Source organism: Staphylococcus sp. HMSC055C03 (assembly GCF_001809385.1).
Lineage (GTDB): Bacteria > Bacillota > Bacilli > Staphylococcales > Staphylococcaceae > Staphylococcus > Staphylococcus simulans.
This window is the reverse complement of record NZ_KV797491.1, coordinates 200,577-212,654: the sequence shown is the minus strand read 5'-3', so window position 1 is coordinate 212,654 and position 12,078 is coordinate 200,577. Positions and strand designations below refer to the sequence as shown.

Annotated in this window: 12 protein-coding genes; 9 read left to right on the top strand and 3 right to left on the bottom strand. The window is 36.0% G+C overall.

The window, feature by feature from the left end:
- Positions 1-2 precede the first annotated feature (2 nt).
- The 3 genes from hisD to HMPREF2603_RS06410 are packed head-to-tail and all read right to left on the bottom strand — an operon-like array spanning position 3 to position 2,694.
- Positions 3-1,244 carry a histidinol dehydrogenase gene (gene hisD, locus HMPREF2603_RS06420; protein ID WP_060803860.1) on the bottom strand — a complete coding sequence of 414 codons (1,242 nt, stop codon included), beginning with the start codon at positions 1,242-1,244 and terminating at the stop codon, positions 3-5.
- A complete protein-coding gene (gene hisG, locus HMPREF2603_RS06415; RefSeq protein ID WP_002480430.1) occupies positions 1,237-1,851 on the bottom strand; it encodes an ATP phosphoribosyltransferase in 615 nt (204 codons plus the stop codon). Before hisG ends, hisD begins: the two co-directional genes overlap by 8 nt.
- Before the next feature lie 12 nt (positions 1,852-1,863).
- Entirely contained in the window at positions 1,864-2,694 is an 831-nt protein-coding gene (locus HMPREF2603_RS06410; protein WP_057510966.1) for an ATP phosphoribosyltransferase regulatory subunit, read from the bottom strand.
- A gap of 235 nt (positions 2,695-2,929) precedes the next feature.
- Between HMPREF2603_RS06410 and HMPREF2603_RS06405 the strand changes: the two genes are divergently transcribed.
- The 9 genes from HMPREF2603_RS06405 (at position 2,930) to isdE (ending at position 12,074) form a co-directional block, all read left to right on the top strand.
- Complete coding sequence (locus HMPREF2603_RS06405) at positions 2,930-3,214, top strand: lactococcin 972 family bacteriocin (RefSeq protein WP_060803861.1); 285 nt, start codon at positions 2,930-2,932, stop codon at positions 3,212-3,214.
- 430 nt (positions 3,215-3,644) lie between these two features.
- On the top strand, positions 3,645-4,232 hold the full coding sequence (locus HMPREF2603_RS06400; RefSeq protein WP_060803862.1) for an MptD family putative ECF transporter S component: 588 nt from the start codon (positions 3,645-3,647) through the stop codon (positions 4,230-4,232).
- Complete coding sequence (locus tag HMPREF2603_RS06395; protein WP_070502001.1) at positions 4,229-4,924, top strand: energy-coupling factor transporter transmembrane component T; 696 nt, start codon at positions 4,229-4,231, stop codon at positions 4,922-4,924. Before HMPREF2603_RS06400 ends, HMPREF2603_RS06395 begins: the two co-directional genes overlap by 4 nt.
- 13 nt (positions 4,925-4,937) lie before the next feature.
- Positions 4,938-6,398, top strand: coding sequence for an ABC transporter ATP-binding protein (locus HMPREF2603_RS06390; protein WP_060803864.1), 1,461 nt, complete (start codon positions 4,938-4,940; stop codon positions 6,396-6,398).
- A 167-nt stretch (positions 6,399-6,565) separates the two neighbouring features.
- Positions 6,566-6,937, top strand: a complete 372-nt coding sequence (locus HMPREF2603_RS06385) for a YSIRK-type signal peptide-containing protein (RefSeq protein ID WP_060803865.1) — start codon at positions 6,566-6,568, stop codon at positions 6,935-6,937.
- Positions 6,938-6,988: 51 nt separating this feature from the next.
- On the top strand, positions 6,989-9,007 hold the full coding sequence (locus HMPREF2603_RS06380; RefSeq protein ID WP_398575018.1) for an NEAT domain-containing protein: 2,019 nt from the start codon (positions 6,989-6,991) through the stop codon (positions 9,005-9,007).
- A gap of 77 nt (positions 9,008-9,084) precedes the next feature.
- Positions 9,085-9,750 carry a heme uptake protein IsdC gene (gene isdC, locus HMPREF2603_RS06375; protein ID WP_060803867.1) on the top strand — a complete coding sequence of 222 codons (666 nt, stop codon included), beginning with the start codon at positions 9,085-9,087 and terminating at the stop codon, positions 9,748-9,750.
- Position 9,751: 1 nt separating this feature from the next.
- Positions 9,752-11,209: an NEAT domain-containing protein gene (locus HMPREF2603_RS06370; RefSeq protein WP_060803868.1), complete on the top strand. Its 1,458-nt coding sequence runs from the start codon at positions 9,752-9,754 to the stop codon at positions 11,207-11,209.
- A complete protein-coding gene (isdE, locus tag HMPREF2603_RS06365; RefSeq protein WP_060803869.1) occupies positions 11,193-12,074 on the top strand; it encodes a heme ABC transporter substrate-binding protein IsdE in 882 nt (293 codons plus the stop codon). Before HMPREF2603_RS06370 ends, isdE begins: the two co-directional genes overlap by 17 nt.
- Positions 12,075-12,078: the final 4 nt, after the last annotated feature.

The window sequence follows — 12,078 nt, the reverse complement described above, 5'->3', positions numbered from 1 at the left end:
TCCTATTTTACTCTGACTTTAACTGAGGCTTCATGTTGGTATAAGCCTTCTTCATGGGCGATTGTCATAGCGCCTTCTGCAAGGTTGTTGAAGGCATGTTGGTCGTAACGGATTACAGAGTGACTTGTGAGGAAGTCATTGACTGTTAAACCGTTTGTGAAGCGGGATGTTTGGTTAGTAGGCAAGACGTGGCTTGGCCCTGCGTTATAATCGCCTAAAGCTTCAGGTGCATAAGAACCTAAGAACATTGCGCCAGCATATTTGATTTTGTTGATGTAATAGTCAGGTTCTTTTGTTTGAATTGATAAATGTTCAGGTGCGACATAGTTTGCGATTTCTATATTATCTTCGATACTTTCAGTCAAAATAGGGTAGTGGAAGTCTCGTACACTTGGTTCGATAATCGCTTTTCTTGGGGCGTTGTTGATAGCCTCTGGTAATAACGCTTCTACTTCTTCTAATAAAGATTGACTTGTAGATAATAAAAAAGTACGTGCACGCTCATCGTGTTCAGCTTGTGCTAAGATATCTTGAACAATAAATTCAGGACGAGATGTTTCATCTGCGATAATCATAATCTCACTTGGTCCAGCGATTTGATCAATACCGACATAGCCATAAAGTAATTGTTTCGCTAACGCAACAAACTGATTACCTGGTCCGACGATCTTATCAACTTTAGGTACAGTTTCCGTACCAAAGGCTAACGCCGCAATACTTTGTGCACCGCCGACTTGGAAAGTACGATCGACACCCGCAATTTTACAAGCTGCTAGAATACTTGATTTAATGCCTTCAGCTTGTGGAGGTGTCACTGCGATAATTTCTTTGACCCCTGCAACTTTAGCAAGTGTCGCAGTCATTAAAACAGTCGAAGGATAAGCGGCTTTACCGCCTGGAACATAAATACCGACACTTTCAAGCGGGTTATAAATTTCGCTTGTGTATTCACCGATGACATCTTCATGTTTGATACGTTCTTGGAATGCTTTGATATTTTCAAAGCTTTGTGTCAAAGCTTCACGTAATTCTGGTGAGATTTGAGTCAAGCTGGCTTCAATATCCGCTTGCGGTACTTCTAATTGTGAAAGTTCGACACCGTCAAATTGTTTATTATAGTCAAATAAGGCTTTGTCTTGATTCTTTTTGACGTTTTGAATGATTGTGTTGACTTGGTCGATTAATGATTGTTCGATATCTGAAACGTTTTGGAAACGCGCATAAAATTCAGTTTTATTAAGCATGTATAGAAACCCCTAGTTGTGTAATGAATTGATTAATAGCGTCTGATTTACTGAAGAAAGCATGTTTATTGGTAATTAATTTCGCATTTACATTACCAATTTGTTCACGTTCTTCTAATCCGTTAGATTTAAGTGTTGTACCTGTTTGGACGATATCCACGATAGCATCAACCATATTGACGACAGCTGCGAGTTCCACTGATCCAGATAAAGGAATGATGCTGACATCTTGACCGAGTTGATTGAAATATTGGCGTGTAGTATTAACGTAAGTCGTCGCAACACGATTGATATCTGTCACACCAGGTTTGGCTGCTACAGAAAAGTGGCATTGACCGAACGGTAAATCGATATAGTTATTCACATTATGATTTGGCTTTTCACTTAAGATATCACTGCCGGTAATGCCTAAATCTGCGATACCTTCTTCAACATAAGTAGGGACATCTGTTCCTTTAACTAAAATGAATTTAATATCTTTTACGGTAATCTGCAGCTTACGTTCACGCTGATGTAAAGCTTCTGCCCATATAGGATTGTTGTTGCGTTCTAAAAATGCGATGAAGTCTTTGAGTAATCTCCCTTTACTGAGGGCAATCGTTAACATAATTTGTTCCTCCTAATCTAATTGAATCCCAAAACCGAAACCATCGATTGTTCCACTGTAATGACCGCCTGACATTATCGGTTCAGACTGGCTATTTTCAAACAGCTGCATAAAACTGCCGATATAGTATGTTTTCGGTGGCATTGTTGTTACATCTAAGTGAATCGTTTGGATGCCTGCACGTTTTAATTCTTCTGACCATCGTAATAAAGATAAGTATGTCGGATGATCGTTAGGGATAATATTTCGAATATAATCCAGTTGCAAATGAGTCGGTTGTTTCAATAAACCTAAAAGTTTATGACCTTTAGGCAACTGCTGATTAAGTTCAGAAAGGTTACGTTCATTAATCAATTGTAAGATTTTTGGTGTGCGTTCTTCTTCACTTAACAACAACGATAACAGTTGATAGTGACCAATCACCGCAAAATCTACCTCGCGTTTCATTTCCTTTTGAACAAATCCCAACATTAACTGAAAGCTCGTCAACATTTCTTGGTAAGTCGGATGAAATACTTCAATACCTAAGTTTGTGCTGATATGTTCATTGTTTGCGATAGGGCCTGCATATACGGCTTGTTTTAAATTTAAAGCATACGTTCTGACATAATGTTGAAGTTGATCTGTCCAGTCATTACGAAGCGCAAAGAAATTTTGACCATTTTTCCAAATGCTGCGCGTTCCCATACTTTCTAAATCATCTTGCGTCAACTGTTGCCAATTCAAACGTTCAATAAAATGCAAATCTATCACTTCATACTGATGAGATTGGAAATATTTTAAAAAGCGGAGTTCCAAATCTTTTCGTTTAAGCACTTTATCTTGGTATTCGATGTATTCCATTTATAGTTCCTCACTTCCATCAACGCTTTCACTCTCTACCGAACTAAAGCGTATTGATTTAATGACGTAATCATAGCACGAAATCACAGTTAAATCAATAGAATATTCAGAATATGATAATTATTACGAAAAGACTTATTGATGTAAGAATATTCAGAAAATTTATTGACGCTAGCGGATTTTTATTGTATATTATTTTTAATAGATAGAGAACGTTTTAAAAAACGGTGTTTTCATGAAAAAGTATGTTGCTAGAACAATAATTATTGCCACTTTATTACTAGGAATGGGAACAACTACAATTGCAAATGCTTACGAATGGGCAGAAGGTGGAAAATGGAGTCATGGAATAGGCTCAACATATGTTTGGTCATATTACACACATAATAGTTATGGTCATGATTCTACAGCAATCGGCAAATATCGTTCAGATAGTGGCTATACCACTGCTGGAAAACAAGCACGTGCATCTGCGGAAAAAGCTTGGTGGGGTAACCAAGCATATTATAGAGTATATTAGAATATCATTTAAAAAGAGTGGGGCTGGGACATAAATCCAGCCTCTTTTATATTTTAGATGTGAATCTAATTTTGCAAAGCAAAAAAGTTAAAATATATAAATTAGCTAGTATACTAGGCTATGTGTACGAGGATAAATTTAAATCTAAACATAGTTTATATAGAGAGATTTTAATTGTAGTAGAAAATGAATAGTCTGATTGATAGGATAGAATGTACTGGTTTAATGTGGATTTCTAAATGGATTTGAATAATTTAAAGCTCAGATAAGCAGTTATTTCTATTTTATTGTTTTATATACCTTTTACTAAATGAAAGTAATTTTTGATTGAAATACGTAATTGAGAATCATTATCAATGGTGGTAAACTATGTTTAAGTTATATTCACACGATAAATTTAACAACAGATTTTTAAGGAGGAGATACATGCATGCAACGTGAGAAATTAGAAGTTAAAGATTTAATTAACATCAGGCTCTTTACTGCAATATTTTTTGTGTTAATTACACCTGTAGGTATTGCGGGGATAGTGCCAGTGATTATGTTTTTCTTACCTGCATTATTTGCGATTATTGGCAGTGTACCTATTATGTTGTTGGTAGCTAAAACACAAAAGTTTGGTGCTTTAAGTATCAGTGGTATTGTAGTGAGCTTAGTATTGTTTATTATGGGTCACCCAGGGCTCGCATTAATTACTGGTATTCCATTACCGATTCTAGCTGATTTAATTATGAAGATCGGCAACTATTGTCATTGGCTTACATTAAGTATCGGTTATATTGTTTTTTCATTTTGGTCACTCGGCAGTTTGCTTCCGTTTTACTTCGCAAGACAATCCTTTTTCGATTATCTCGAACAAAAAAGAGGACAGGAATATACAGCACTACTTGATAAATTATTCACACTACAAACCTTACCTATCATTTTAATGACTTGTATTGTCGGTGCTGTTATCGGAATTGTTATCGCAAGAATTCTATTTAAGAAACATTTTGTACGTGCAGGTATGGTGTCATGATCAATACTCAAATTGATCCAAGAATAAAATTATTAAGCATGGTATTGATCTCTTTTATTGCTTTAACAGGGACTACTACAGGTTATGCAGTTTTTCCACGACTTGTAATTATTCTGATACCTACATTTTGTCTGCTTTATCTACATTATTATAAAGCTGGCTTATTATGCTTTTTTATTCTTTTTACTGGATGGTATATCGAAACATTCCAATTGAGAGATTACCATGCGGTTGTGTATAGTTTGATATTTATAATAGCCAATTTGCTTACACGTTTTTTACCTGCTGCTTTAATGGGATTTGTCTTATTTAAAACAACGTCAGTTGAAATGTTCATTAGTGCATTAGAGAAAATGAAGTTTCCCAATGTGTTGACGATTCCTTTAGCGGTCATGTTTCGTTTTCTTCCTGTGGTCTATCAAGAATCGCAAAACATTAAACATGCGATGCGTATGCGGGGTATGACGACACTTCAAGCGTTTCTACATCCGATACGTTATACCGAAATGCGTATTATACCGTTAATTAATCGAGTGGTCAAAATTTCAAATGAGTTGACAGCCGCTTCTTTAACAAGAGGACTGTCTGTAGACGCTGCACGTACGTCACTCATTGTATTTAAAATGACTGCAATCGACAAAACTATCGCAGGATTCTTAATTTTACTTGTTTTATTTTATTACGTTATATAAGAGGGAGGCTCAAATGATTCAATTTAACAATGTAACTTTCAGCTACAGTGCTTCAGATAAAAATGCATTAGAAGATTTTAATTTAACTATTCGTCCTGGCGAAGTGGTCTGTTTAACAGGATTATCAGGATGCGGAAAATCAACAGTACTAAGATTAATCAACGGGCTAATTCCTCAGTTTTTCTCAGGTGAAATCGCAGGAGATATTGTCATCGCAGGACAAAACATGAAGGACTATGCTTTCAAAGATTTAAGTCACAAAATCGGCAGTATCTTTCAAAATCCTAGATCACAATTCTTCTGTACACATGTATTAAATGAACTTGCCTTTGAATTAGAAAATTACTATACAGACCCAGAAGAAATTCAATCACGAATTATTAGAGCAGTAGATCAATATCAAATTAATGATTTACTAGAAAGTAATGTCTTTGAATTGTCGGGTGGTCAACAACAAATGATTGCCTGTATCAGTATTGAAATCGCAGGACAAGCGCTTATTGTCATGGATGAACCTTCTTCAAATTTAGATTTCAAAGCCGTTCAAAAATTAGCACGTATGATTCAATCTTGGAAGCAACAAGGGAAGACGATTGTTATTGCGGAACATCGTCTGCATTATTTATTAGATTTGGCAGATCGTTTTATCTTAATTGAATCAGGTCAGATTACTAAAGCGTGGAATCAAGATGATTTTCGTCAATTAGAACTAAAACAATTAAAAGCACATGGTTTACGAGCGACAGATTTAACACGACTACGACCAAAACGATCAGAACCTTCATCACACGATGTGATACCTATACAAAACTGGCAATATCGCTATCAGAAAAAAGAAACATTAGATTTAAATATTGAGCGATTTGATTTACATAAAGGTGCGATAACAGCGATAGTCGGCCACAATGGGGCAGGGAAATCTACATTCGCGAAAGCATTAATGGGTGCAGTTAAGTTAAATAGAGACGCAGTGATTATGAACGACACACATAAAATACGTCAAAAACAGTGGAAGCACGATGTATATCAAGTCTTTCAAAATGTAGAGTCTCAACTTTTCGGTGAAACTGTAGAAGAAGAAATCAGATTCAGTCATCGTAATATGCCAGATGCTGATTTAGTACATGCGTTAGATATAATTGATTTAAAACAACACCGTGATAAACACCCCTTATCACTTTCAAACGGAGAAATGCAGCGACTGGCGATTGCGAGTGCTAAAGAAAGCGGCAGACCTATTTTAGTATTTGATGAACCAACCAGTGGTTTAGATGGCAAACGTATGTCTGAATTTGCGACAGAATTACGACAATTAAAAGGCCAAGGGTATACAATTCTGGTCATTACACATGATTATGAATTGATTATAAACAGCGCAGATTATGTTGCGGAATTTCATGAAGGGGAGGTCAAACACCACTATCCGCTTGATATGCGTAATGTCAAAGTACTTCAAAACTTCTTTGAATTATAATTATTTAATAATAACGAAAATATAATAGTGTTATTCTAACTACTTTAAAAAACATAAATAATAGTAATGACATTGATTTAAGGGTGTGCTATACTCCCTTTATACATTGTTAATGAGAATGATTATCATTATCGGTGTAAAAATTAATGATTAGGAGCGTTATCAACGTGAGAAACAACAAAGAGAGAACAGTTATGAACCATGCCAACCAGAAAGCGTACCAATATTCAATTCGTAAATTTACTGTCGGAGCAGCTTCGATAGCTGTAGGTGCAGTGATCTTCTTAGGAGGAGGACAAGCACAAGCAGCTGAACAAGAAGCGCCCGTATCAAACGCAGCAGCACCGACTACTGTAACGGATAGCGGCACTTCGACGACACCAAACGCGACACCTGTTTCAGCGTCAAAAACAGTTGAGTCAAAAGAGAAAGAAGCAGTTAAACCACAAGCAGCATCTACAGCACAATCTCAAACAGACTCAAAACCGACACCTGAGAAAGTTGAAACAACACCAGCACCAAAACAAGAAGCACCATAAACAGAAAAAGCAACAGCAGCACCAACAAATCAAGTCTCAGTACAAGAAGCAATTAAACAACCATCTTTACAAGATCCTCACGCAAACGAAGAGCGTTACCCAGTAGAGTTTAAAGTCGTTAAACCCAATACTGACGAAGAAGCATTCTTCCATGCATCAAATATTAAACAACCTGCTCAATTTATAAAAGGTGATAAAGCATCAACTGTTGAATTAACATTAGACATTCCAACAATTTGGGATAGATTTGATGTTTATCAAGAGAACCATAAATTAAATACACAAGTCACTGCTTACGATAAAGCAAAAAATACAGCTAAGTTACAATTCGCAGTTCCAAACAATACACAAAGTGTCATTGTGAAATCATCAACGAAATCATCATCAAGATTGGTTACTAGTCAAGAGTTTGAAGATGTTGAACTTAAATTCAACCAACCTATCAACGCAAGTGATTCTAAGCCATTAACACAAGATGAGTGTAAGAAAAAGAAAGAAACAGAAGCATTCGATAATGCGATTACGTTAGAAGATAAGATATATCAACTTAAGAAGTTGATGGCGAAAGATAAAGTGCCTTCAGAAAATGATAAAGAAATGCTTGCTGACTATGAAGAACAATTACAAGAACAGTTAGCAGCTGCGAAAAAAGAATTTAAAAATGCGCCATTGTCAGATTTCACAATTACGAACCCAGAACAACATAACTTTGAAGTGTTGCATAGTAAGAAAAATGAACCTTCACACATGGACTTTGAAGTAGTCAAACCTATGCAAGTCTTCCAACAAAACGGTAAACACTATGTGGCGATGACAATTAAGTCAGAAAGCATGTGGGATGACTTTATGGTAGATACTAAGGAAGGTTACGAGCGTGTGAAAACGATCGCACGTGATACGAAGAAGAATGAAAGAACAGTCGTCTTCCCATATCAAGTTGGTATTGATCACTATGATGCGATTGTGAAGGTCAGCTTACCTAAAATCAACTACGAAGGTGCTTACCATGTAAGAATTAAAGACCTTGACCAAAATAAACCGCCGACTGCACAATCAATCCAACAACAAACAGATGCAGCAGCACCGAAAGTGACGCCTAAGCCACAAGTAGAAAAGCCAGCTCCAAAACCACAAGTTGAACAACAATCTGACCACACTACACCTAAAGTAGAAACTTTAAATGCTGCGCCTGTTACAAAAGAAATCGGCTTTATGGTTAAAAAAGACGGTGAAGATCAAAAATCAGTCATGGATGATTATATGGACCACCCAGCAAAAGTGGTTAAGGAAAATGGTAAAACATTTGTACAGTTTACAATTAAAAATCCAGATTGGTGGCAATCATTTGAACTCTTTGATGGTGCACAACAGCTCAAACAACATGAGGTTTCAAAAACAGCTGATCAAAAAGTTATTAACTTTGAAGTGAAACCAGGTACAAAGATGTTAACAAGTAAGGTGCATATTGTAGTCCCAGGCATCAATTACAACAATAAATATACGACACAAATTGCGTTTGACGAAGCAGTTGCCGATTTGAAAGCGCCTGAGTCAAAACCTCAAGTTAAACCTATGCCTAAGCCACAAGAAAAAGCTGAAGATCAAGCAACTGATAAAGTTGTAGATAAAACAGCTGAAAAAGAAAAAGTACAACCAAAAGTTATCACACCTGAAAAAGATACTAAGCAAGTCGATGAATCGACTGAAAAAGCATCGGATGAGTCTAATGTAAAACCAGAAATAAAAGTAGAACCGATGTCAGTTCAAAAAACAGAACCAAAAGTATCTGAAGTTGTGACAGAAGTACAAGATGCGGCAGCAACTCAACCATCTATGAAAGCTATAGCATCTAAATCTGTACAGCCGCTTGGTTCAGTTAAAGCTAAAGCAATGAAGTCTGAAACTGTAAAATCAGTTAAAGGAAACAAATCAACACCTGATAAGGCAAAAGCATTGCCGAAAACTGGTACAGAAGAATCAGCGACAACGTTTGGTATTTTATCTGTATTTTTAGGTGGTATCGCACTGTTTTGGAATAGACACGTGAAATCAAAGAAAAATAGTCTGTAATGTATTCCTGAGAATCAAGAAAATGAGGTTGTGGGTCTCTCACAACCTCTCATCATATAGAAAGAAGGATGATTCATATGACAACAACAATCAAGAAAGTTATCGCAATGAGTGCGGTATTAATTGTGTTAACTTGGGCCATTTTTTCCATTGTAGCTTCAGCTGCTGAAAAAGATCTGAATTACGATATTTTAAAACATAAAACACAAGACGTATCCATGGCAAATGATTATTTCAATAAACCCGCTAAGTTAATTGATAAAAACGGTAAACAATATGTACAATTCACAGTCAACCACAGCCATTGGATTGTTAACTTTACATTTAACGGTCAAAAAGAAAATATTGTGCATGAAGATAAAGCAAAAGATGAACGTACTTCAGAATTTTTAATCGATAAAATATCAGGCGAAATTCCAGGCACAATTAAAGTGTATATCGATGAAGAAGTAAACGGTAAACCTTTTAAATATGACCATAACTACAACATCACATATTTATTAAAAGGTGATAAGCAAGGTGACAGTGCCGCAGCTGCATCCCATGCGGATGATTCAAAAGGTGACACTTCAAAAGGAGAAAATGCCGAAGCAACAGGAAAAGCAACATCATCAGATGCGACACCGACAAATCCACAAACAGCTGCCGGTGAATCTAAATGGCTTTATATCACTTTAATGGGTGCTTCAGCTGTATTACTTCTATCTTTTGTCGTCTATAAACGTAAAAAAGGACAACATTAAAATGAATGTACCTCACAAATGTTTAGTTGCTGCACTATGTGGCAGCTTACTTTGTTCATTTACCGTTGACGAATCAAAAGCTGAAGTCAATCATCAAACATTATCACAACAAACAGTTAAAGAGATACCTTTTAAAGTCTATAAAGAAAACAGTCAGGATGTGTCAGTTATGAATGATTATATGGCACATCCAGCAACTGTCAAAACTAAAAACAACAAAGTTTATTTACAGTTTAAATTGCTGCATCCAGAGTGGTGGAAAGCTTTTGAATTATATGAAGGTGATAAACAATGTGATGTACGTACAGTCAGTGAAACAAAAGAAGCACGTATTGTAGAAGTTGAAGTCACATCAGAGACGCAAACATTTACTTCAAAAGTACATATTATCGTCCCTGATATTCATTACGATCATCACTATACAACCAAAATTAATTTAGAAGCACAATTGCCAAAAGATGTGACACCTAAAGTACAACCGACACCAAAGCCAAGTCCTGAATCGAAGCCAAAAACTGACGTTCAACCAAAACCAGATACACAACCAACAGAAAAACACACACCCAAAAAAGTATTTCCTAAGAAATCCAATACCCACGTATCAGAAATACAGAATTTGAATTTCAAAGTATTAAAACATCAAACAAATGAACGATCAGTGATGGATCAATATATGGTACATCCAGCTAAAGTGACCTATCACAATCAGCAAGCTACTGTTCAAATGACATTAAAAAATGCTGTGTGGTGGAAGTCTTTCGAAATCTTTAATGGTGAAACGCGTATTCCAGTAAAAGTGGTAAGTGAAGATTCACAACAAGATCAACGTGTCATTGAATTTAACATGCCAAAAGATCAGAAAATGTTGACCTCAAAAGTACATATTATTGTTCCGTATTTAAATTATGATCATCACTATACAACTGAAATGGTGTTTAAAGAAACAGCTCAAGAGACAGACACACCAAGCCAACAAGAAGAAAAAGGTGGCACATCTATCAAACAAGATGAGGATACAGAAATATCAACAAATGAAGCGACAGAAACGGTTGAAACTAAAGAAAATACTATAGTAGAAACTCCGTCAGAACATGCATCTGAGACACATAATCATAAACAAATACCAACCAATCCAGCATTTTATCAGGCACAATCGGTGAATGACACACCATTTATTACGTCATCAAGACCTCCACAACCAAGTGCTGTTAAAACAACACAAACTGCAAAAACAATGGAAGAACCGCCATTGCCTGAAATATTTCCTAAATTCAATCGGCATGCGGATGATGGTGAACCTATTAAATTTACAAAGACACATTCAGATGTTGGAAAGTATTTAAAGAGAATGAATCAAATTTATTTAGGTGCGGTGATTATTTTGGCGAGTGCTTTGTTAGTAGTCTCTACACTTTACGTTAGAAAGGGTGAAGGTAAAGGTCATGAGAAAAAACATTAAACAATGGTGTGTTGTACTTTTAGGTTTAATTGTTCTACTGACTGGTTGCCAAGCACAAGAAGATAAAAATAACCAAACATCTTCTGAAAAATACCGCATTGTACCGACAACAGTAGCTTTGACACAAACGTTAGATGCTTTGAATTTAGATATTGCAGGTAAACCAGATTCATATAAAACACTACCTAAAAGATATGACAATGTACCGAAAGTCGGACAACCGATGACACCAGATATGGAGAAGGTACAAGCTGTTCACCCGACACATATTTTAGGCGTTTCTACTATTGAAGATGAGACAAAACCTAAGTTCAAAATGATTAAAGCTAAATCTATCTTTTATGACTATGACAGTCTAAAAGGCATGAAAACTTCTATTTCACAGATGGGTAAAGAATTTAATCGTGAAACAGAAGCATCAAAGCTAAATCAAAAATTAACTCATGCAGAAGAACAAATCAGACAAAAAGCAGCGCAACAAAAGCACCCTAAAGTACTTATTTTAATGGGTGTGCCAGGCAGTTATTTAGTTGCTACGAATCGCTCTTATATCGGCAATTTAGTTGAAATTGCGGGCGGTGAAAATGTGATTAAAGAAGATTCGAAACAATATCTAGCTTCTAATACAGAGTATCTGTATGACGTTGATCCAGATATTATTCTGCGTCTGCCACATGGAATGCCTGAAGAAGTTAAAAAGATGTTTGATAAAGAATTCAAAGAAAATGATATTTGGAAACATTTTAAAGCAGTCAAGACAGGTCGTGTCTATGATTTAGAAGAACAACCTTTCGGCATTACAGCTAATATCGATGCAGACCAAGCCATGCAAGATTTATATGATATCTTCTACAACAAGAAATGAGGTG